Origin of the sequence: Primorskyibacter aestuariivivens (assembly GCF_028023675.1) — a bacterium.
Lineage (GTDB): Bacteria > Pseudomonadota > Alphaproteobacteria > Rhodobacterales > Rhodobacteraceae > Marinovum > Marinovum aestuariivivens.
The window spans coordinates 55,565-77,707 of record NZ_JAQIOZ010000013.1; the positions used below are offsets into that span (position 1 = coordinate 55,565).

15 protein-coding genes are annotated in these 22,143 nt (G+C 59.5%); 10 read left to right on the plus strand and 5 right to left on the minus strand.

What is annotated here, in order from left to right; genetic code table 11:
• Positions 1-37 precede the first annotated feature (37 nt).
• Positions 38-1,117, plus strand: coding sequence for a hypothetical protein (locus tag PGB28_RS14030; protein ID WP_271422146.1), 1,080 nt, complete (start codon positions 38-40; stop codon positions 1,115-1,117).
• A 36-nt stretch (positions 1,118-1,153) separates the two neighbouring features.
• On the opposite strand, the gene PGB28_RS14035 is transcribed toward PGB28_RS14030, so the two are convergent.
• Positions 1,154-1,804, minus strand: coding sequence for a sulfotransferase family 2 domain-containing protein (locus PGB28_RS14035; protein WP_271422147.1), 651 nt, complete (start codon positions 1,802-1,804; stop codon positions 1,154-1,156).
• A 66-nt stretch (positions 1,805-1,870) separates the two neighbouring features.
• Positions 1,871-7,747 (minus strand): glycosyltransferase, encoded by a 5,877-nt coding sequence (locus PGB28_RS14040; protein ID WP_271422148.1) that lies wholly within the window; start codon positions 7,745-7,747, stop codon positions 1,871-1,873.
• Positions 7,748-7,942: 195 nt separating this feature from the next.
• Between PGB28_RS14040 and PGB28_RS14045 the strand changes: the two genes are divergently transcribed.
• The 5 genes from PGB28_RS14045 (at position 7,943) to PGB28_RS14065 (ending at position 14,704) form a co-directional block, all read left to right on the plus strand.
• On the plus strand, positions 7,943-8,713 hold the full coding sequence (locus PGB28_RS14045) for a hypothetical protein (RefSeq protein WP_271422149.1): 771 nt from the start codon (positions 7,943-7,945) through the stop codon (positions 8,711-8,713).
• Between the two features lie 82 nt (positions 8,714-8,795).
• Positions 8,796-10,187 (plus strand): phosphomannomutase, encoded by a 1,392-nt coding sequence (locus PGB28_RS14050; RefSeq protein ID WP_271422150.1) that lies wholly within the window; start codon positions 8,796-8,798, stop codon positions 10,185-10,187.
• A gap of 61 nt (positions 10,188-10,248) precedes the next feature.
• Positions 10,249-11,184: a hypothetical protein gene (locus tag PGB28_RS14055; RefSeq protein ID WP_271422151.1), complete on the plus strand. Its 936-nt coding sequence runs from the start codon at positions 10,249-10,251 to the stop codon at positions 11,182-11,184.
• Entirely contained in the window at positions 11,174-12,169 is a 996-nt protein-coding gene (locus PGB28_RS14060; protein WP_271422152.1) for a hypothetical protein, read from the plus strand. The genes PGB28_RS14055 and PGB28_RS14060 overlap by 11 nt, the downstream gene beginning before the upstream one ends.
• A gap of 84 nt (positions 12,170-12,253) precedes the next feature.
• Complete coding sequence (locus tag PGB28_RS14065) at positions 12,254-14,704, plus strand: tetratricopeptide repeat protein (RefSeq protein WP_271422153.1); 2,451 nt, start codon at positions 12,254-12,256, stop codon at positions 14,702-14,704.
• 52 nt (positions 14,705-14,756) lie between these two features.
• Here PGB28_RS14065 and PGB28_RS14070 read toward each other — a convergent pair whose 3' ends face one another.
• Positions 14,757-16,589, minus strand: a complete 1,833-nt coding sequence (locus PGB28_RS14070) for a tetratricopeptide repeat-containing sulfotransferase family protein (RefSeq protein ID WP_271422154.1) — start codon at positions 16,587-16,589, stop codon at positions 14,757-14,759.
• A 293-nt stretch (positions 16,590-16,882) separates the two neighbouring features.
• Here PGB28_RS14070 and PGB28_RS14075 point away from each other — a divergent pair, with 293 nt between their 5' ends.
• The 4 genes from PGB28_RS14075 (at position 16,883) to PGB28_RS14090 (ending at position 20,591) form a co-directional block, all read left to right on the plus strand.
• Positions 16,883-17,515 (plus strand): phage tail protein, encoded by a 633-nt coding sequence (locus PGB28_RS14075; protein ID WP_271422155.1) that lies wholly within the window; start codon positions 16,883-16,885, stop codon positions 17,513-17,515.
• Positions 17,516-17,547: 32 nt separating this feature from the next.
• On the plus strand, positions 17,548-18,180 hold the full coding sequence (locus PGB28_RS14080) for a phage tail protein (RefSeq protein WP_271422156.1): 633 nt from the start codon (positions 17,548-17,550) through the stop codon (positions 18,178-18,180).
• A 75-nt stretch (positions 18,181-18,255) separates the two neighbouring features.
• Entirely contained in the window at positions 18,256-19,239 is a 984-nt protein-coding gene (locus tag PGB28_RS14085; protein ID WP_271422157.1) for a Hint domain-containing protein, read from the plus strand.
• A 398-nt stretch (positions 19,240-19,637) separates the two neighbouring features.
• The gene (locus PGB28_RS14090) at positions 19,638-20,591 is read left to right on the plus strand and encodes a hypothetical protein (RefSeq protein WP_271422158.1); all 954 of its coding nucleotides are present in this window, start codon (positions 19,638-19,640) and stop codon (positions 20,589-20,591) included.
• A gap of 76 nt (positions 20,592-20,667) precedes the next feature.
• Here PGB28_RS14090 and PGB28_RS14095 read toward each other — a convergent pair whose 3' ends face one another.
• Both PGB28_RS14095 and PGB28_RS14100 read right to left on the minus strand, forming a co-directional pair.
• On the minus strand, positions 20,668-21,444 hold the full coding sequence (locus PGB28_RS14095) for a polysaccharide pyruvyl transferase family protein (RefSeq protein ID WP_271422159.1): 777 nt from the start codon (positions 21,442-21,444) through the stop codon (positions 20,668-20,670).
• Positions 21,441-22,136, minus strand: a complete 696-nt coding sequence (locus PGB28_RS14100) for a sulfotransferase family 2 domain-containing protein (RefSeq protein WP_271422160.1) — start codon at positions 22,134-22,136, stop codon at positions 21,441-21,443. The genes PGB28_RS14095 and PGB28_RS14100 overlap by 4 nt, the downstream gene beginning before the upstream one ends.
• Positions 22,137-22,143 lie beyond the last annotated feature (7 nt).

Below are 22,143 nucleotides of genomic sequence, written 5' to 3' on the forward strand. Positions count from 1 at the left end.
GGGAACGGGAAACGGAAAACAGATGCAACGCATTATCGTGCATATCGGCGACAAGAAGACCGGGACAACTGCGATCCAGCAAGCGCTGGCCAGCCGAGCCTGGGACTGCAAAACAGTCTCGCTGGACTATGTGGTACCGCCCGAGGCCCCCTATCACCACGCGCTGGCCTATGCGATGGCGACTGGTGACGCCAAGGCCGTGTCGCTGCACATGAGTGATCTGGTCAAGCGTATCAACGCATCGAGGGCTGATGTAGTGGTGATTTCGTCGGAACTGTTCCGGGATGTCGATCCACGGTATTTTCGCGCGCAGTTTGAAACCCATCTGCCCGGCCACATGTCGCGGTTGCAACTGCTGGGTTATATGCGGCCCCATATCAGTCGCTTTGAATCGAACTATGCCCAGATCGTAAAACTGGGGTTCTTCACGGGCACGCCCGAAGGGCACTACAACAAAACCCTGGATCATCCTGCCTATCGCCATGCGGAGCTGTTTCTGCGCTGGCGCGAGGTCTTTGGCGACCGGTTGACCGTGCGCCCGATGCTGCGTTCTGAGCTTCAGGATGGTGACGTCGTGCGCGATTTTTTTCGACATGCTCTGGATGGGGCGGAGTTCACCTTGGCCCCCTTGCCGAATGTCAATGCGTCGCCCTCAGTGCAGGATATCGCATTGCTGCGCCGCTTCCATTTCGACCTCAGCGCTGTGCATAAAGCGTGTGATACACCAGCGCTGAAAACGGCACGGATGCGTGTGGGGGAGCGATTGGGAGACATCCTGACCGGGTTTTCAGTTGCCAGGGAACCGCAACCACTCCGGATTGATCGGTCATTGGCGCAGAAAATTGCGGAAACTTACAAAGAGGATGCCCGGCGCGCCGATGCGGCTTTTTTCGATAAGCCTCTCATGCAGGACGCACTGGTTGCGGGTGTTGCCTCGGCCCCGGAAACGATGCCGTCGATCTGGGCAAAAGATCATTTCACGCCGGAAGTGATCGGGACGGTGCGTATACTGGCCCAATTGACGGGGGAGATGCTACTGCGCGATCCCGAAGGCTGGAATGATTACTTCTTGTCCGTGCTCAACCGCGTATTGCGGGGTGAGACCGACCTGATTTGAACCCAATGCCATGCAGGTTTGGGGACAACTGCGGCATCACCCGAAATATTCGCCGAAAGCGTCAAAATCCTGATGATAGAAGGCGTGCAGCCGCGCAATCCGCTCTTCGCTGAGAACGTTGGGCAGAAGTTTTGGACCGCCGGTTTGCATCCGGGCCAGTTTGAAATTTGTGCCCATGTGGGTGTTGATTTTTTCCATGAAGCGCGGCATCGCATCCAGCCGGTAGAAATGGTGGAAATACCCCGGATCGGAGCCAAGAAAGTCCACCATGGGTCTTATGTGGTGATGAATGGATGCGTGGGCCTCGGCATAGGCTTCGAGATTGTCGACGAAGCTGTCCAGATCGGGATCGGGCGAGAGACCCAGCCGTTGCAATGCGGGCCCCGCTTTTTCCTCGGATAATTCACGATGCAGAACAACGCGGTTGCCATAGGCTGACAGCAGTCGGCGGATCGGATTGCGGATGACCGCGACGCGCAGGAAGTCTGCGATTTGATTTTCGGGATATTCCGTGCGCAGCATCGTTGGATAGGCCGCGTTATGGATATGCTTGTCCTGCCCGTTTGCCTGATAGTCTTGAAAGGCAAAGCCGTTTTCAGCCTCGAAGAACATGTGCTTGAGCGAGGTACAGGCCACTTTGGGGACGGCAGCATAGAACAGACGATGCTGATGCAGAATTACGGTCATGTCGGTTTGTTCCAAATCCAATTGGCGGACGGGGCTTTGTGTCGATAGCGCATGCCCCTGAGATCATCAATCCAGTCGGGCACGCACGAAAGCACTCTTCCACCACTGAACTGATAGCGACGGATCGTAGATTACGCTGCGCCCCTCCGAGGCAAGAGCAAGGTATTTGCGATATTCCTCGGCATTGCCCCAATGCTGGCCGCGCGCGGTCTCGGCACGGGCCTTTTCGCGGAAGGCGGCATTGTATTTGAAATGCCCGAAGACAAGCTCTCGTTCAGCGATCCGGGCATCGCTCACGAAATGTAGCCCGTCCGACAGGCGCATGAACGGGTGATAACGCAAGAGTGCCAGTTTTTGCGCGACGAACAAGGTTGCGCGCGCGCCGGGAATCAGGCGATGGCGCAGCGCCGAAGTCCAGGCAGGCGCGTCGCTGTAGGGGCCGCGCATCGGCGTATTGGCAAGAAACGGCACCGCGTCGCAGAACCCGGCTTCGGCAAAAGGATCACCGCTCGCAAAGGTGGCGGCCTCAAGCGGGCCATCAGGATACATGTCGAGCATAAAGACACGTGCCGCCTCGGCGTCGGTGAATTCCGGGCGGGCGAGAAGCTCGCGCAAGGTTTCACGCGGGCGGTCCTGCCAGACCAGCAGCTCGTCCGCATCGGCCACGAGGGACCATTTTCCGACCCGGAAGGCAGAAAGCATCGCCTGTTGCCACGCGACGCCATAATGTGATCGGTTGTAATCGGTATCGACCGAGAACAGCGTGACATCGGGCTGTTCGGCAAGGTATTCGCGTGTCCCGTCATCCGATCCGTTGTCGGCGATCAGGAAGCTATCCGCCCCAAGCCTGCGGTAATGGGACAGGAAATGCGGCAGCATGAACATCTCGTTGCGCATCACAGCCACCACCGCAACCTCGGCATCGCGGGCGCGTGCCGCGCTTTCGGGCGATGAGATAAGATCGAGCGTATTGCTCTGATAGCCAAGTTTTGCGTTCTGGAAACTGGGCCAGATCTTTTTCGGCCACAGTCCCGGCGATGCAAGCCGCTCCAGCGCAGTGGGCTGGTCTTCATGCGTGTCGAGATGGATCAGATGCACCGGTGCGCTTTGGGACGGGAAGAACGAGTTCAGCCAGGCCGAGACCGGAATCGCCCCGGCATGGGTGCGGCGGCGGATCGTCACCCTGTATCCCGCGTCGCGCACGTAAATTCCGGACAAGGCCAGAAGGTCGCCCAACATCTTGTCTTCCATGAAGGACAGGTCAATCAGCCGCTGCCCGGCGGGCCGCGCCGCCGCCTCCAGCGCTGCGCGCATGGCCCGACGGGACAAGGCGTAGCCTGACCCGCCATCGGCATAAAACGAAGGCTCGGGCGAGCGATCGAGCTCGTAGCGCCCTCGCTCCGATGTTGATTTGGCCTGATGCCATCGGCGGTCGGTCTGGCCGATGCCGCGCACCAGCCTGCGACCGTAATAATCGTAGCGTCTGTAGGCGAGTGTTTCGAAGAAAAGCGGTGCATTGAGGAAACAATCGTCATCGACTTTCAGCAGATGGGCAAAGCCAGTGTGATCATGCACCCAACGGATGGCTGCCAACGTCTTTTGCGGCAAGCCTTCGTAATCGTCCGGGGCGTCAAGATGCAGGATATCGCCCTCAAGACGTCCGTCACCATCGCCGACCACGATGACATAACGGACATTCAGCGCGTCCAACAGCGACAGCCACCCATTGCGCAGAGCCGGAATGCGGGTGTCCAGATTGGGTTTGCAGGAAAAGACCACGACCAATGTATCGAACAGTGGCGATCCTGTGGAGAGCCGCGTGTCGTCCCGCGGGAGTGCGGGCAGGTCCAGATCGGCAAAGGCCGCCGGCCGGGGCATTCCGGCGGCGTCGGACCGGGCCAGCGCGGCTTGTATGGCCGGGGCGTGTTCTGCACGGGCGCGATCCTTGTCCGAGAGCGCACGCCAACATGTTGCGATCCAGTCGTGCATGTCGCGTGCTTGCGAAGCGCACATGCTTGTCGCGGCTGTCAGGGCAAGCCCGATCCCGAGAAAGCCCGCACCGGCGTCGCAGATCGGCTCCAGTGCAGATTGCAGACCGGGCAGATCGGCGGTGTCGCCGGGATGGGCGAGAACCGCCTGCACCGCTCTTGACGCCGCGATCTGAACCGCATCCTCGGGCGGCGGAGGCTCGGAGAGGCTCTCGGGGTCGCGCGCGTCTGCAAGATCGTCGAGATAGAGCTCTGATATGGCAGCGGACGCCAAGTCGGATAGCGAAGCCTCGTCCGTGGTGCCGTCCGGAGACGCCAAAAGGCGCAATGCCTCACCGGGCGCGGCCTTTTGGGGGTCCGTGCTGCCTGCAGGCCCCAGGAGGTCCCGCCGCACCCTTGCCGCATCGCTGCAATTTGCGCGCTCAAAAAGCCGCAGCGCTGTCTCTATAGCCTCGGCACTGGCATTCGGGGCGGTGAGTCTTTGAAAGGACTGTTGTGCGGCCCTGAGCGAAGGCGGCAAGCGGCCTGCACATGAGCTGATCTCGTCCCAGAAGCGCCGGGACAGCCCGTAGACTTCGACACAGGCAGTCGCGAGTGCGGTTCCGTGCTGCGGACCTGCTGCGACCTGTGCCGCGGTCCGGGTCAACTCGATACAATGCGCACGCCCCCAATAATCGCGCGCCAAGGCGCGCAGAACGCCGATAAGCCCGTCCAGCAAAGATGTCCGACGCGCGGGGTCAAGGTCCGGCGAAGCGGTGACAAAGCGCAGCGCCCAGGCCAGCGGCGGGGTCAGAAGCCAGTCCTCGCGCGGTTGCGCCAGGGCTGCCAGCACGGTCTGCGCATCATCATGGCGTCCGGATTTCAACAGGTAGGGGAGCAAGGCCGACTGAGACCAACCATCCTGCGCGAGGTCCGAGCCGTCCAGCACATAGGCGTGTGTCAGGTCGAAATAACCTTCGAAATCCTGACCCGCGCGGCAAAACACATCCGTCAGCGCAAGGTAGAATATGCGCCGCGCAGGGCCGGGTGGGGTCAATTCGTCCAGGATCTTCAGCGGGTCGGGTGCGGCGGTGCTTTGCTGGCTTTGATGAAAGCGGGCCAGCGCGGCGTCGACAAGCGCGTCATCATGGTCTTGGACCTGTGGTGGTGGAGAGACAGGCGATTCAGTTGGATCTTCGATATAGTCCTGCAAACCTGCTTGCCCTGCCAGCCGGTGCAACGCTCTTCGTGCCCGTGCCGACAGGTAGCGTTGCAATTCGCCATGGCGCACATGATCCAGCAGGTTCAATGCCAATGCGCTGTCGCCAGGGCCGGGCGGATGGGACATCAGCCCCTCGATCCGCGCGGCCATTTCGGATCGGGTCAGCGAAAGCTGCACGCGGCCCTTGCCATCGGTCACTTTGAGCGGGTCAGCTTCGGGCACGCCGCGCCAGTGCCGTCCGGGCAGATCGGCAACGAAACTCATGTCGCCGGCGATACTGGCGGCCGGAGTGCAATGCAGGCGCGCTTTCGTATGCCCTATCCGCAGCAACTGCGCCTCTGCCGCACCGGTGGCGCGCAGTTGCAGGCGCGGGTCGAGGCGCAATGCCGGTCCGGGGGGCTCGGTCATCATGTCGAGCGGGCGTATTCCGCCTTCGGTTTCCAGCCAGGTGATGCGCTCCAACCCTGTGTATTTCCCACGGCGCCATAGTTTGCCTGACCCCGGATGACGTAGTTCGACACCGTCGAGTGTTACGCAGACGCGAGGCGGGGCGATTTCGACGACGACCTCGACCCCGTCACGCGGCAGCTCCATTGGCGTCGGGCGCTCGGCCCGCCAAGCTCCATCGAGACGGGTATCGTTGATCACCGCGAGTTTCTCGTCCCTGCGGAGCGATAAATGGAAGGGGATATGAAGGCCATCTTCTGCGATAAAGGACAAGTTTGCATATGGATCGCCGTGGAAATCGGCACGAAAACGGAACAACCCGCGCGCGCCCAAAAGTGGGAAAGCGTGACGAAGGGGTGAGCCGGTGCTCTCCTTGGCGCGGCCATGCGGCAAGAGAGGTGCGCGCCCCAAGAGCCCGGCCGGATTCAACAGCCGGGCAAGCCCCGGTCCGAACGATGGATCAAACCCGGCAGGCGCCACGCGTGCACCGGTAAGCCCGCGCGCGACGGCCGCCAGCATCGCACCGGCCAGAAACCCCGCGCGCGGGCGGCCATGACTGACCTTCTGGCGTAAGGCGCGGGCAAACAGCCTGCGCTGCCACCCTTCGGGCAAAACATCGCTCACTTCCTTTGGCAACGCGCGGCATGTCGCATCATGGCTGCGTGCCAGCGCGCGGGCGCTTTGCGGCAGGCTCCGGGCGCGGTAGGAGCCCGGGCTGGTGTCCAATGCCAGTGGCCCCCAGCCGAGATAGGCGGTTTCTGTCGCCAAAACGGGTGCTGCCAATCCCAGGGCCCAATCGGGATGCGCGCTGTCGGTAAAGGCAGGCGCGCGGGAGTTCAGGAAGTCGCGACTGAACATCCGTGTCGACAGGTCCGGCGCCATGGACAGGGCCATGTATGGCGTGATCTCAAGCGCGCCGCTTGGCGGTGTCCCGCCCGGGAAACACGTCATGTCTTCGAAACCGTTATGGGGGACGGCGTCCGTACCGGTCCCCTTGCGAAACTGGCACAGCCCGTGATCCGCCCCGGTGGCCAGCATCAGTTCGACCATGTCCTGACAAGCCGCCGGGTGCAAAAGGTCGCCGGGGATTAGAAACTGAATGAACCGCCCCTGTGCCGCCTTCCGTCCAAGGGTAAGCAACGCGCCGGGAGCGGCAGAGCGCGAGGTCAGGACTCGCGTGCCCGGACATGTGCCCGCCAGTTCGCCCGCGGTCTCTTGGTGGTATGCCGGGCAGCACAGCAGAACCTCGCGCCCGGGGCCGGACAGGTTGGCGAGACTGTCCAATGTGTCGCGCAGGGCCTCGGGCACGTTCCCGTCCCAGGGTAAAACCAGTGAAAGCAGGTGTTCGCCCTGCATTTCCAAACCCCATGCCCGGGCGATATCGGCATCCCAATCGGGCGAAAACCGAATGCTTTCTTCTGCAAAGAAATCTGCCGCGCGTCGTGCGAATCTTGCCCGGCGCTCCGGGTCGCGCAGGGCTGTGGACCGTTCAAAGACCAATCGGGTGGCGATCCGCGCAAAGCCCTCGTCCATGCCGGTCTTGCCGCCCACCGTCATGCGTTGGCGCATGTCCCTGAGGACCGGGAACTGTTCAAATACACGCTCGTCATCGCTCGCGGTGATTTGACCCGCCCGACCGCGTGTCTGCAGATAGAGCGGTTCGGGAAGATGAAGGATGTGATCGGTGCGCGCCGCTGCTGAAAGGAAAAAGGTGTGATCCTCGAACCATGTCCCTTCGTCGAAACGCAGCCCGTCGATCAGCGATCGGCGGTACAGTTTGTTCCAGGCCGAGGGGAAATGCCGGATCACGTCGCTCCAGTCAGACAGGGCATAGCGACGTGGAACCGGATGTGCGCCCAGATCGGCGGCCCCGTGGATGGCTGAATGCACATGGCTGGTGCCATCCGCAAAACAGGATCGCACCGCGCAAGCCACCCAATCGGCCCCGGTCTCGTTAAGCGCGCCCAACAGCCGGTCAAGGTAGTCGGGTGCAAAGCGGTCGTCGCTGTCCAGAAAGGCGATGAATGTGCCTTGGGCCTGATCCAGGCCGGTATTTCGCGCACCGGACAACCCGCGATTGTCCTGCCTGATCAACCGGAACCGAGTGTCATCGCCCATCGCCTGTTGCGCGACAGCGCCGCTGCCATCTGTGGAGCCGTCGTCGATGACCAGCGCTTCGAAGTCGGCAAAGGTCTGGGCGCGAAGACTGGCTATGGCCGCCGCTACGTGATCGCGCACGTTGTAAACCGGCACAATAACCGAGATCGTCGGCATGGCCGAGCGCCGAGAGTGAGGGACAAGCGTCATGGTTCCTTGTTGCCGCTCCGCGACGGCGGGGTAAAGGCCATTGTGTCGATTGGTGCCAGCTGGGCGGGCCAGTGTATGCTTTGGGTGGGCAGACATACCATCGCTTGCCGGGGTCACGCCGAAATGATACCCGGATTGCGTCCCGGAACGATGGCTCGTACACCGTGACAGCGGGTCAAAAAGGAAGCTGGTATTGTGAGTGCGCCATTTGTGATCTGGACCTTGCGCCGCACGGGGGGCACGACCCTGGCAACTCTTCTGGAGCGATTGACCGAGCATCCCTGCGTTTCACATGAACCGTTCAACCTCAACCGCACATTTGGACGGGTTACGTCCGATTGGCTGAAGCGGCGCGATCGCGAACAACTGCGCGCCGGGGTCGAGCAGGCTTTGGCGGAGCGGCCGGTCATCAAGCATTGTTTTGAGACCAAACCACCCGGATTGAATGCCGCGCTCATGCAGGTGGCGACAGAAAAAGGCTATCGCCATATCATTCTGGACCGCCGTGCAGAAACCGACCGCATCCTGTCGCTTGCACTGGCCGAGCTTACGGGCGCTTGGGGCAGCAATACCGCCGAGCAGATCTATCACGGCATCGCCGCAGGAGAGCGGACGGTGGAACCCATGGATATTGAAGCGGTGGTCGCGCATCTGCACAAATGTCGCCAGAGTCGGCAGGATATTCGCAAAATGCTGGAACGGGTGGGGCAAGATCCGTTTGTGATCTACTTCGAGGATATTTTCAGCGACCCGGAGGCGGGTCGCGCAAAGGTTGGGGCGCTGGTGTCGTTCCTGGGGATCGATCTGTCTCTGCACCCCGACTATGACGCGCAATTGACCGACGCGCTGATGCATCGCGGCCAGAACAGCGCGCGTATCCTGTCTGCGGTGCCCAATATTGTCGCGGCGCGCGAGGCACTGGAAAACGCGGGGCAGGGGCTGGTTGAGATTTTTACCGCCAGTTGAAGCGGTGCGCCCCTGATATCTTGCATATCGAGCCCGCGTTTGCGAATTGAGTGGAATACGGCGCGGAACAAGGATGATCCCTATGGCCCCGAAATTTGGCACCAGCGGACTGCGTGGCCTTGTTACTGAACTGACTGATGAACTGGTGGGCGACTACACCCGCGCCTTTCTGGCTGCGTGCCCGCATGGCGGGGCGCTTTGGCTGGGTCGAGACCTGCGGCCGTCCTCGCCGCGTATTTCGGCTGCTGTCGCGACAGCAGCCCGCGGCGAAGGTGTGGATGTGATTGAGTGTGGTGTTCTGCCCACCCCGGCGCTGGCATTGGCATCAATGGGGGCTGGGCAGGCGGCGCTGATGGTCACGGGGTCGCATATCCCGGCAGATCGCAACGGGTTGAAATTCTATCTGCCAGCGGGTGAGATTTCCAAAGAGGATGAAATGGCCATTGCTGCGCATCTGGGGCGCGCGGCAAGCGGCGGGCAGGGCGATCTCCGCGAGAATGCAGCGGCGGCGACAGACTATGTGGCACGCTATGTGACGGCGTTTGGCCCTGCGGCTCTGTCGGGGATGCGGATCGGAGTTTATCAGCATTCCTCGGTTGCGCGGGACCTGATGATGCAGGTGGTCGCAGGGCTTGGCGCAGAGCCGGTTGCACTGGCACGGTCCGACACGTTCATCCCGGTCGATACCGAGGCGCTTGATCCGGATACACGCGGCATGCTGGCAGGTTGGTGCGCAGAGCATGGTTTGGATGCGGTAATCTCCACCGACGGTGACGCGGACCGCCCGATGCTGGCCGATGCCACCGGGAAGGTGGTGCCGGGCGATGTTCTGGGGGCGCTGACGGCGCGCAGTCTGGGTGCGGATGTGATCTGTACGCCCGTGTCGTCCAATAGCATGATTGCCGGCATGGCAGAGTTTTCCCAGGTCAATCTGACCCGCATCGGGTCGCCCTATGTCATTGCGGCGATGGAGGCGGTGCTGGCGGAGGAACAGCGCGCGGCGGTTGTTGGATATGAGGCCAATGGCGGGTTTCTTTTGGGCTTTGAGGCGAAGGGCCCTGCAGGGCCTCTGTCCCCGCTGATGACGCGTGATTGCATCCTGCCGATGGTGGCGCCGCTGGCGGCTGCACGCGCGGCGGGGCAGGGCATTGCCGACCTGGTGGCGGGGTTGCCGCCGCGCTTCACGGCGGCTGACCGGATTGCCGGTATCGAGACCGCGCGATCGAAAGCTTTGCTCGCCGAACTGAGTGAGGATTCCGGGGCAAGGGCCGGATTTTTCTCGTTGATGGGGGCAGAAGAAGCGCTCGATGTGACGGACGGCCTCAGGGTAAAGTTTCAGGATGGTCGCGTGGTGCATTTGCGCCCCTCAGGCAATGCCCCGGAATTCCGCTGTTATGCTGAAGCTGATAGTGCTGACGCGGCGCAAACGCTTGTGACGACCTATCTGGACATGCTGAGGCGAAAGCTGGGATAGCTGCATGACCACAACTTGGGTCCCAGCGGAGCAGCCAAAGTCGCGCCCGCATTCCGTGCGATTGTTCCCCAAGGATCATGGCGCTGCTGCCTATGAACTAACGGGTGTGGCCGCGCTGTGTGACTGGGTGGTTCTATCGGATCGCTACCCGCCCGAAATTCAGGTCCGGATATCCCGCAATCCTGACGGGCCGCGCAGCGTATTTGTCTCGATGCGAAATCCCGTCGCGGCGATCAGGCATTTCTACCACGTCCTTTTGCCCAAGCTTGAAGGCACAATAACCCTCGTGTCAGGTTCCGAGGATGTCACGCTGCCAAGACAGATTGATCTTCGCTGGCCGCCGTTCAGTGCCGAGATACGCGGGATCATCGAAAAAATCGCGGCGTCGCCGAAAGTGCGGCACTGGTATGCCGAAAATCTCGACAGTGAGTTCTCGGATCGCGTTTCCCCGTTACCCACTGGTATGGTCTATCCGGACAACTGGGTTCCCGGAGTCCTTGAACAACCTGACGTGCCCCTTCTGTCCAATCGCCCGCTGCGCGTGCTTTTCGGGGCTCGCACCCGACCCGGGCCGCAATGGGATTTGCGGAGGTTCGCGTCCGGGCTGGCCGATTCAGCCTGGTCGGGCTTCGTGACCCATTTGACCGAAGAGGTTCCTGAGCCGGAATTCCTCAGATTGATGTCCGAACATGCGTTCGTACTTTGTGTCGAGGGGGGCGGATTGGATCCATCCCCCAAGGCTTGGCAGGCCCTGCAATACGGCGCAATTCCGATCATCCGCAAATCACCGCTCTGGGAGGCTTATCAGGAACTGCCCTGCGTGACGGTCGATGAGTGGAGCGCCGATTGTCTGTCACAGGACAAACTGAAGGCGTGGCATTCAGAAATGCTGCCTGTTTTCGACTCGGCGCATAAGAGAGCCAAGGTCTTCGAGCGTCTGTCTCTCGATTTCTGGTGGCGGAAAATCGTGGATGGGGAGTGTGAGTATGCCGCATGACCTGTCCGCGGGCAGATCGCGACGCGTTGTCATTGTCTGCCCCGGTGAAGTCGTGTCGGGCGGGCCTGAGGCGCTCCATCAACTCGCCGCTGCACTTGTGAAATCCGGTCACACGGCGGAAATGTGCTATTTCCCCTTCGATCGCGGGTATGCAAATGCTCCGCTGGCATATGGAGACTACAATGTGCCGGTTTGCACGTTTGACCAGATCGGCGATGCCGATGTCGTCTTGCCGGAAGCACGCACCGGGTTTGCCCGCCTATTCCGGCCAGAACAGGTCTGGATTTGGTGGCTGTCGGTAGATCATTACCGGGGCACGCTTCGCGAATTCGATAAGCCCAGCGGCGGCCTTGGCCTTGATCCGGACCGTCACCTTCCTCTTTGGCAAATGCGGGGAATGCGCCATCTAAGCCAGAGTTTCTATGCCACTCAATTCCTCAAATACAATGGTATCGAGGCGATGCCGCTCGGGGACTATTTGGTGAAGGCGCATGCGAAACGATCAGCCGCGATCCCCGGGAAGCAAAGGATTGTTCTATATAACCCAAAGAAGGGGCTCAAACTATCCAAGTCGATAATGGAGGTCTTGACGCAAGAGACGTTCGTTCCGATTGTCGATCTCGACCATGATGACGTTGCCCGGCTTTTGGAGCAGGCGGCTCTCTATATTGATTTCGGGCCTCATCCGGGAAAGGACAGGTTGCCACGTGAAGCAGCGATGGCCGGATGCTGTATCGTCACCGGGCTGCAAGGAGCCGCGGGCAACGCGATGGACGTGCCGATCCCAACACGTTACAAAATAGATGAAACGGCTCGTGATTTCCCAGATACTGCATGCCGGGTCATCGTTGATGTGCTTGACCATTGGAAAGAGCGCCAAGCTGACTTTGAAGATTATCGGCTTAGGATCGAAGCTGAAGAGGAAAACTTCCTGAAACAGGTTGCTGGTGCATTCGGCGGGCGTCAGGCAGGTCAGGCCGTTTGAGATACGTTCAGTGATTAGATTTTGCCAACGTTTAATAGTTGGTATCGTATTCGGGAAAGAACGAAACGAGGTGGAGATTTGTGAATGCCAGTCCAAAGCAACCAGAATGTTGTGCGTGCTGAGATCGAGGCAGCATTGGTTGCCGGTTCACATGAGATCGCTCTGGCAGCCCTAAAGGCTGGACGCGCCACCGTCGCAGGTGACTGTGCCTTTCTCCACTCGACTTTGAGTAATTTGCGCCGGGCGGGGTTTGCCTCTGAGGTATTGCCGTTAATGATGGACGCATCGCGCAGCTTTCCCGAGCATATGGGACTGCGCACGGAGATTGCGCGGGCCCATGTGCAACTGGGCCAATCGGCTGACGCGCACCGGGCTTATCAAAATATTATCGAGCGAGAGCCAAAACATCCGCAGGTTTGGACGGACGCCGCGGATGCGTCACTGGCGGTAAATGAACTTGACCGGGCGCTGGAAATGACGGGCAAGGCGCTTGAATTGCGTCCGGGGCATGCGGACGCGCTGCGCGTAAGTGCCCGGATATTGATCGCTCAGGGCCGGGATGGAGAGGCGATAGAACTTCTACAAGAGCTTTGTTCAAAGCATCCGGATCGGTTGGGTGCCAGCGCAATGCTGGCACATGCGCTGTGCCGTATTGGACGCCTGGAAGACGCAGCGGAGCGATTCAACAAGATTCTTGAAACGGAACCGGGCAATTGGCCTGCCTGCCGGGGCCTTGCCATGATTGCAGAGGCAAAGGGTGATCTGAACGGGGCATTGCAGGCGTTGGGTGCCGATCTTTCAGGGCCTTCGGCTGGCAGCTCTCCTCGGGTGGCCGCGCAGCGCCAGCTGCAGCGCGCGCGGCTTGCCGTACGCGCGGGAAAGCCTGCCGTCGCGCGATGGGAGCTGGACCGACTGAGTTCGGTTCTGCCGAGTTTGGATGACAAGCAATTGGCTTCGGTTCTGCACCTTGCGAATTCACAGGGCCACTTTGCCCTTGTGGCAGACATGATCGCGCATATCAGCACGCGAGACCACATTTCACCCGCGCTTGCACAGGGCATATTGCAGATCGCGCATATGAGCGATGAAGCACTTGCAGCCGCGACCGAAACGGCATTGGAGGCCCTAGTGGATCCGGAGTATCGCCCACGTTTTCGTGTTGCGGCAGCGCGTCTGCGCTTCGGATGGGATGCCGCGCTTGATGCAAAGCGACAGGTGCGTGAAGCGGCGCGAACGCCGAACGACGCCCGGGAACTGGCGCGAATGCTGATCAAAGCGGGTCACGTCGCTCTGGCGCGGCGATATCTTCGGCTTTGTCGTCGCAAGTGGCCGAAAGACATCGCATTCGACCTCCTCTATCTGAATGCCTGTTGCGCAAGCGGTCAGATACAAGAAGCCCGAAACTGGCTGGCCACGATGGACCGAACGGGCCGCGAAAACTCTGTTGATGCGTTGCATCTCACCCTGGCGTTAGAAACCGGTCAGTTGGGTGAGGCATTGGCCCTTATGCGTCGCGAGACCGACACCATGCGTCGGCAGGCAGGCGACCCCAAGCTGCTGCGTGTTCTGATCGCCCTTGGGCATCTCGAAGAAGCCGAATCCGTCGCCAAGGCGTTACGAGAGAGCCGAGGCCGGTCGCAAAAATTCGCGGCGCATCTCGGGGTGCAGTTCACCGGTCAATTGTTGAATGAGCTGCGTCAGCATCGGAGCGCGTCGAAGGACGGCGGGGACGAGGCCGCCAAGAAGCAAAGGGTTCGGGTGGCCACCAATTTCGCGGCGGCGCATGAGGTTTTGGAGTCGTGGGTGTCCAAGCAAAAGCCATCCGTGGGCGCATCACAGGTGTCGAATGTTCCACGTCGAATTTTCCAGTATTGGAACCGTGACTCCGTGCCGCCGGCTGTATCGGACATCATGCAAAGCTGGCGATCTTGCCCGGGGTGGGACTATGAGCTGTTGCATCGGCGGGCTGCCATCGACTGGTTGCGCAAGACCTTCGGGTCAAGGCATGCCCGTGCATTTACAATGGCGAAGAAACCCGCGGAAGAATGCGATTTCCTGCGGCTCTGTCTTTTGTTCGCCTATGGCGGAATATATGCCGATGCGGATGACAGGCTGATTGGCTCTCCCGAAGGTTTGTTGTCATATGGTCCGGGGCTGATCGTTTTTCGTGAACCTTTCGGCGCGATCGAGAATAACCTGATTTGTGCGCCCAAAGGACATCCGGTGCTCAAACGCGCTATGGCAATGGCCCTCAAGGCTTTGCTGCGACGTGATAACGACATGATCTGGTCCAAGACCGGACCGGGATTGCTGACCCGCATGGTCGCAGTTAGCATTTTTGACGATCGAGAAGCCGCGGCCGAAACAATCACGGTTGTGCCTCTTGTCGAGCTGGGGCGACATGTTCAGGCGCATGTCGAACTTCCCTACAAAAGTGGTGTGTCACACTGGATTGGGTCCAACCGTCAAAAATCCACCGATACTGCCATCACTAAGGCATTGCATGAACTGGCAAGAATGGGCCAAAGCGCCTGAGCGCTTCAGAGCGCGCATCGGCCCATGCCGACGCGGACCGCTTTTTCCGTGCTCACTCCACTCCGCAGCGTGAGAGGTCTTCGGCGGAAAGGTAGTCGCGCAATTCCCGTGCCAATGGGGCCAGGTGCGGCGCATATTTCTCCCAGCGTGCCACGGCACGTGTATAGATGGGCTCACGCACCTGGGCGATTGAGGCAGTGATCACCTGACGGGACGATTTGCGGTAGTCGAGCACACCGTCGTCCCAGTCCAGACCGACAAAATCGAGCACGCTGCGCATCTGTCCCTTGGTATCGGCTACCACGTCTTCATAATTGACCACCCGCACGCGGTCGGGGATGACCTTGCTCCAATGCTGAACCATGCGATCGAATTCCTTGTAGGTGGTGGCAAGGTTGGAAAAGTCGCTGCTGGCGGGTTGGTTCTGGCTGAAATGCTGGAAATAGTTGGACAACAGGCAGTCCAGCGGATGACGTCGCATGAAGAGGATTTTTGCGCGCGGCAGAGCCAGTGCAATCGCGCCGGAGTAGAGGTGGTTCGATGGCATCTTGTCGGAGAGGAACTCCGTTTTGATCCCTTCGGCGCGTACGATATCGGCATAGGTTTCGCCCAGCTTGCTGAAATCATCCGAAGTGAGCTCGTCGGAGCCGATATCTCTCTGCAACGCTTGGCGTATACGGGGGCTCTGATGCAGAGCTTCCAGAACGGCGCGCAGTTCACCGCCTGCCGTGACCAAAGGGTGGCCCGAGAACATCTGGTCCATGAGCGTTGTGCCGGAGCGGGGCATGCCGGTGATGAAAACCGGGGCGATATCTGTGATGCCGCCATCGCCGCACCTTTTCAGAAATGCGGGTGAGAACAGGTCTCTCAGCGCATTGGCCCGCGCGACAAAGGCCTCGGCTTCGAACGGGTGCAGGGTGTTGTTGAGCATGTTGGCCTCCTTGTAGTGGCCAAATGCCTCTTCATACCGACCAAGATCATCGAGCGCCTTGCCCATGGCAAAATGAACCGATACGCGCGCCTCTTCGCCCAACTGGTCCTGATTGTCGAGGTAGCGGTTCAGCATGGCAAATTCGGGCGACTCTTCGGTCGTTTTGCGCATGTGGACCAGCCGAGACAGTGCCGCCAACCCGGCGGGCGGAGTGCCTGCGATCTTGAGCAGGGCTTCGGCGGCTTCGTCCATTTTGCCAGCAGCGGCTAGTGCATTACCAAGGTACAGGTATGCCTCGCTTGCATTCGGATCCAGCTCGATGGCCCGTCGCGCGTGGTGTTCGGCTGCGTCATGACGTTCGTGGCGAAAAAGCGCAGAGGCAAGCTGAACATGTGCTCGGACGCTCAGCGGGTCGATGGCCAGCGCCTTATATAAGACCTCAATGGCTTTGCCGACTTGTCCTTGCTGCAGGTAGGCACGCCCCAGGTTGGTATGTGCGTCGAGCAGCCGCCCGTCCAGCGCGATCGCCCGTTCCAGATGGGCAATCGCCTCGCGGTATTCCTTTTTGACAAAAAGCGCGCTGCCAAGATTGGTATGAGCCATCTCGAAATTGGGCGCAGCTTCGACCGCAGTGCGGAAATGGGTGATCGCTTCGTCCAAGCGACCGATCTGTGCGAGCAGTACGCCAAGGTCGACATTCTGGATTGGGTCTTCGGGCGCGGCTTCCAGCCCTTCGCGTAGCAAGGCTTCGCCCACCTGAATATTGCCGGACATGGCTTCGTTCAGACCCTTGAGATGCAACAAGCGGGGTATTTTCCCTAGTTCAGACATCAGGTCCTCGATCAAGCGATCCGCTTCGGAAAACCGCGCGGATCTCTGATGACGCTGAATGCGCTGGAGCGTCTCGTCCACCTCGGCCTCGGTCCGTTTGGGGGCTGCCGCCTGTGCTGTCATGGGACGCGATCCTTGTTCCGTATGTCTTGCTCTGTTGCCGGATGCTCGGGAACATTGTTCAAACGCAAACCCTGTCCACAACGCGGCTCAAAAAGTATTAACGGCGATTTTTCCACCACCACAAGGCGTTGTCCACGAACATGCGCGCTATCTGTGATATGCGTCACACTTCGAGATCGGCAAATCGGGTAAGACCACAGCATGTATCTTGTGTGGCCTGCATTGGCCAATCAGTGCCAGGTCGGTCCGAACTGCAAAAACATTACACACTCAACACCAACGGGAAAATTATCATGTTCAAGAAACTCATACTGGCCGCGGCCCTCTCTGTGGCCGGGTTCTTCTCGGCTCCGCATGCTGCACAGGCTCAGGACTACTGGATTGGTCAGATTGTCATTGGCGGCTGGAACTTCTGCCCGCGCACCACGGTCCCGGCAAATGGCCAATTGCTGCCGATCAATCAGAATCAGGCGCTGTTTTCGCTTTATGGGACGACATTCGGTGGTGACGGCCGAACAACCTTTGCCCTGCCGGATCTGCGCGGCCGCATCGCCATGCATAACGGGCAGGGCCCGGGGCTTGCGCCGGTGGCGCTGGGCGCACGGGGCGGGCGCAATGACGTGACGTTGAACCAGGCCGAGATGCCCAACCACACCCACACCATCACCAACACAGTGACAGCCACGGCCAATGTCGGCGGAGGTGGGGCGGGGACCTATACCGCCGGAGATCACATCACCGCAAGTGCCACTGTCTTTTCTGACGCCGGTGCACCAAGTCAGCCGCTGGCTGACGGCAGCGTGGCGGTCAATGTTCAATCCGTTGCGTCCAACACCGGCGGCAATCAGAGCTTCAACATCGCCAATCCCTTTCTGGGCGTGCAGTTCTGCGTTGTTCAGTTCGGCATCTTTCCGTCGCGCAGCTAATTCGTCGGCGCAAGAGAACAAGGTAATTTATCATGAAACTGAAACTCACATCGCTTCTATTCGCGGCCATGGCGGCCCTTGTGCTTCCGGCAGATCGTGCCCAGGCACAGCAATTCTGGCTGGGTGAAATTGTCGTCGGCGGTTGGAATTTCTGCCCACGCACAACGCTTCCCGCCGATGGGCAATTGCTCCCAATCAGCCAGTGGTCAGCTCTGTTCTCGCTTTATGGCTGCACCTATGGCGGCGATTGCCGCACGACCTTTGCCCTGCCGGATCTGCGCGGCCGCATCGCCATGCATAACGGGCAGGGCCCGGGGCTTGCGCCGGTGGCGCTGGGCGCACGGGGCGGGCGCAATGACGTAACGCTGAACCAGCTCAACCTGCCCAGCCACACCCACGCCATCACCAACACAGTGACAGCCACAGCCAATGTCGGCGGCGGCGGAGGGGCAACCTACACTGCCGGAGATCACATCACTGCAGGTGCCAGTATCTTTTCTGACGCCGGTGCACCGAGCCAACCTCTGGCTGACGGCAGTGTGGCCGTCAGTGTGCAGTCCACGGCACAGCCCACTGGTGGCAACCAGAGCTTCAACATCGCCAACCCCTATCTGGGCCTGCAATTCTGTGTGGTGACGCAGGGCATATTCCCGTCGCGGAATTAAGTAGCGCACGCGCATGCCTTGCGGTAGGATTTTCGCAAGGCATGCTTAATTTTGGACTTTAGACAGGATCGTTCCATGGCAACATTCAACTTTGGCGGCGCAAGAGACACCGGCGTTAGTGTCAACGGCACGTCGACGCTGGCCTATACCGAAGGCGGCATCAACTTCACCTGGACCATGAGCGGCGGTGACGGCAGTCTAAACGCATTTGGGATTGGCGGGGGGGATGTGACCGGCACCGTCGGCTTTGGACCTCATGGTGAAACCTTTACGCTGGATGTGACCGGCACGGATGGCTTTGGCGATCCCGCAACCCGGTTTGATGGTACCATTGTGATCGATATGGGCGCCTTCAATGGCTCGTGGACGGTGAATGGGCAACCGCTTGTCCCGGGCAACAATACACTGACAGGACCGCAATCCGAATTGGTCTTTACCTATGTCGGAAGCACCGATTTCCACTTTATCACTATCAACAGCCTGACCGCCACGATCAATTGCTTCACTGCAGGCACTCACATCGCCACGCCCGATGGGCCGCGCGCGGTGGAAACCCTGCAAGCGGGCGATCTGGTGCTGACCGCGTCCGGCGCGGTGCAGCCGGTCAAGTGGCTGGGCCAGACCAAGGTGGACACACGCCTGATGCACCCGGCCAAGGTCAACCCGATCTGCATCACCGCGGGTGCCCTTGGCGGCGGCCTGCCCGAGCGGGACCTCCATCTCAGCGCGGACCACGCGATTGAGATTGATGGCGCGCTCTACAATGCCGGGGCGCTGGTCAACGGCACAACGATCTATCAACTGCGCGATATGCCGCGCGAAGGATTCACGTATTACCACATCGAAACCGAGGCACATGAGTTGCTGCTGGCCGAAGGTGTGGCCGCCGAGTCCTTTATCGACTATGCGGATCGCAATACCTTTGACAACGTTGCCGATGCCGAGCAACGCGTGATCCCGGAAATGGAGATGCCGCGGGTTTCCACGGCACGGCTGGTGCCGGAAGAGCTTCGGACACGGCTGGCCGAAATCGCTGGTTTGGCGCGCAAGGCCGCCTGACAGGAAATTCAGACAGGACCCTCCGACGCGACGGGGCTCCTTCATTGTTCAAGGGCTGCCTTTTGGTGGCCCTTGTCTGTTTTAGGCCGTCGCCCCGCATCTGGCGCTCCGGGTCTGGCCCGCGAATCACGGCCATGTCACGCTTGTTCAGAAAGGGCGGGTTTGGTGTCAGTATCCGTCGTTTTGCTCGATAAAAAGTGCACAAGGTCACAGGCAAGGTCAATTTTTCGACGGTGACACAATACTGGGTTTCCCTTGCTTCCGTGCTTCATGTTAATGTTTTCTGTAGATCAAGAGTGACGGTTCACATAGATAGAAACACGGCGGCGACCGGGGAGACATCCCGACCATGGCTTGGGAACGGACGCGGTAGAACAGCCAGCGACAAGGAGAGTTACATGACATTTCGCATTTCCCATCTACTGGGGGCCAGTGCGGTGGTGCTTGCCGCAGGGTCCGCCTACGCCGACCAGGTGATCCTGGACGATCTGATCGTTGATGGCTCAGCCTGTATCGGTCAGGATTGCGTCAACGGTGAGAGCTTTGGTTTTGACACGCTGCGGCTGAAGGAAAACAACCTGCGGATCAAAGCGCAGGATACTTCGTCCTCGGCTTCCTTCCCGACGACCGATTGGCAGATCACCTTCAACGACAGCGCCAACGGCGGTGCGAACAAGTTTTCGATTGATGATATCGACGCCGGGCGAACCCCCTTCACCATTGAAGCCGGCAGTATTGCAAACGCGCTTTATGTCGATAGTTCGGGCGATGTTGGTATCGGCACGGCCACACCGGTGGTTGAACTGCACGCGGTGGATGGCAACACCCCTGCCTTGCGGCTGGAACAGAACGGTTCAAGCGGGTTCACTGCCCAGACTTGGGATCTGGCGGGGAACGAGACCAATTTCTTCATCCGGGACGTAACCAACAGTTCGAAACTGCCGTTCAAGATCAAGCCCGGCGCGCCGACCAACGCGCTGTTTGTTGCTGCCGATGGTGATCTTGGTTTGGGCACGCAGACACCAAGCGCCGCGTTGCATATTGTTCGCCCATCCGCCATATTGCGCATGGAAAGCTCCAGCGACAACTCCTCTGTACGGTTCGTTTCGAATTCCAAGGAATGGGAGTTCGGAGATGCAGGGAATGGCCAACTTAAGCTGAGCGAGATCGGCAGCGGACAAACCGACTTCCGGTTCTCGGATGAAGGCATGTTCCGCATCAACAGTGTCTCGAGCCCGCCGACCACCAATGTGGGCACGGGTGCGATCTACGTTGACTCTGATAGCAATTCGCTCTGTTTCCGCTCTGGAGCGCAATGGTTGGTTGTCGCGGGTAGCGGTCCGTGCAGCTGATACGTCACTGACGCTATGAATGAGAACGGGCGCACATCTGTGCGCCCGTTTGCTTTAGGGGAAGCGCACATACGATTCACAGGTATCCGCGTTTTTTCAGGTCCTCGCGGAACAATGTGATGCTGTCGTAAAGGTCAGCGGGCATGTCGGGGCAGTTCGCCTTTGAGAGGTTGTCTTTGAAGCTATGATCGGGATCCCATTTCGGCAATCCAGCGTATCGCTCGCCAAAATAAGACGCATAATCACGAAACTTGAAACCGGCACCAATCACCTTGTCACTCAGAGTCATCCAGATAGCGGGTCTGCCGTAGGCATGGGCAAAAACAAGACCGTGCAGCGAAGATGTGAGGATGCATTTGCACTGTAATAGCTGCCGCAGGTAGCGCTCCAGAGGCAGCCGGGGCGAAATCACCAATCCGCCCCGCTCGAGGACGTCCTGACAAATTGGATCGTCTTCGTCCGTGTAGTGCGGGATCAACCCAAAATCGTAACTCACGACGACGTCGGGGCGAAAAAAGGCCGGCATCAGAAGGCCGGGATCTCCGATCACGCGATACGTGCCAAGACCCAGATCGATCAGTCGCTGGCGTGTCAGATGGCCCCGAACGCCTAGAATATGCTTGGGAGGCGCCATAGGAGCAACGTCAGGCCGGATCAAGCCACTACCCCAGACGATAGTGTTTTGATCAGCGCGCCGAAGCGTTGAACCCACCGTCATGTAGTGCTCTTTGTCCGAGACGTCGAGGATTGGTACGGTGTCGATCGGTTGCCCGCTGATCCGGTTGACCAGATAAGGGCCAGCAACGTCTCCGGCATTGGGGACGCCTTGAAAGGTTTTCAAAAAAATGGTCATGTTTTGCTCGCACTTGCGGGCAGTTCACTGGCATAGGCCGGGTCCAAAGAATACCCGAACCTATCAAAGCACCAACCTTCTTTGGTTTTGACCGCATCTGCGGTGTCCTTGGTGAAGAATGCCTCGGTTTGCTGCTCGGAATGCAATGCTGTGGTTTTCTTGTAGTGGGGCAGGCGTTCGAGCGGCTGGTCGAAACTCAAGGCAGAGCAAACGCGTGAAATATCCTGTTCGAGCCGTTCATAGAAAATCACTTCGTCCAGAACGAATTCTGGTCCAATGAACACGATGTGTTTGTAGTTGCGATAGTTTTCAGATTTTACGAATCTCGAAAACAGGTCTTTCGCGTCGACAAAATCCTCAGGCATCTCGAAGCGACCGGCGCGGTGTTGCTGATAGAATGCGGAAACGGCTCGGCTGAACGGGTTCCGGATATTGCCGATTTTGGTATAGTCTTGCCAGATATCTGCATCCAGCTTCTGTTTAACGGCTGCAGCGGGCATATGGTTGAACCAGCGAGGCGGTTCGTCCAGTTGGCTGACATCTCCGCGAAAACCGACGATACCCGCCGCGTCGTCCCGCATTTGCGTCGCATCGATGATAACCGCTCCGGGTGCTTCAATCGCACCTTGGAAAAAGACCTCGGTCGATGTGCCGCCAGTCTTGATCGTCTTCAGGTAAATGAACTTGTACATGTGGCTT

Coding starts and splice junctions, on each gene's coding strand:
- PGB28_RS14100 (WP_271422160.1), bottom strand. CDS start 22,136: ATGTACAAGTTCATTTACCTGAAGACGATCAAGACTGGCGGCACATCG.
- PGB28_RS14050 (WP_271422150.1), top strand. CDS start 8,796: ATGGCCCCGAAATTTGGCACCAGCGGACTGCGTGGCCTTGTTACTGAA.
- PGB28_RS14075 (WP_271422155.1), top strand. CDS start 16,883: ATGTTCAAGAAACTCATACTGGCCGCGGCCCTCTCTGTGGCCGGGTTC.
- PGB28_RS14095 (WP_271422159.1), bottom strand. CDS start 21,444: ATGACCATTTTTTTGAAAACCTTTCAAGGCGTCCCCAATGCCGGAGAC.
- PGB28_RS14090 (WP_271422158.1), top strand. CDS start 19,638: ATGACATTTCGCATTTCCCATCTACTGGGGGCCAGTGCGGTGGTGCTT.
- PGB28_RS14035 (WP_271422147.1), bottom strand. CDS start 1,804: ATGACCGTAATTCTGCATCAGCATCGTCTGTTCTATGCTGCCGTCCCC.
- PGB28_RS14070 (WP_271422154.1), bottom strand. CDS start 16,589: ATGACAGCACAGGCGGCAGCCCCCAAACGGACCGAGGCCGAGGTGGAC.
- PGB28_RS14060 (WP_271422152.1), top strand. CDS start 11,174: ATGCCGCATGACCTGTCCGCGGGCAGATCGCGACGCGTTGTCATTGTC.
- PGB28_RS14065 (WP_271422153.1), top strand. CDS start 12,254: ATGCCAGTCCAAAGCAACCAGAATGTTGTGCGTGCTGAGATCGAGGCA.
- PGB28_RS14080 (WP_271422156.1), top strand. CDS start 17,548: ATGAAACTGAAACTCACATCGCTTCTATTCGCGGCCATGGCGGCCCTT.
- PGB28_RS14085 (WP_271422157.1), top strand. CDS start 18,256: ATGGCAACATTCAACTTTGGCGGCGCAAGAGACACCGGCGTTAGTGTC.
- PGB28_RS14040 (WP_271422148.1), bottom strand. CDS start 7,747: ATGACGCTTGTCCCTCACTCTCGGCGCTCGGCCATGCCGACGATCTCG.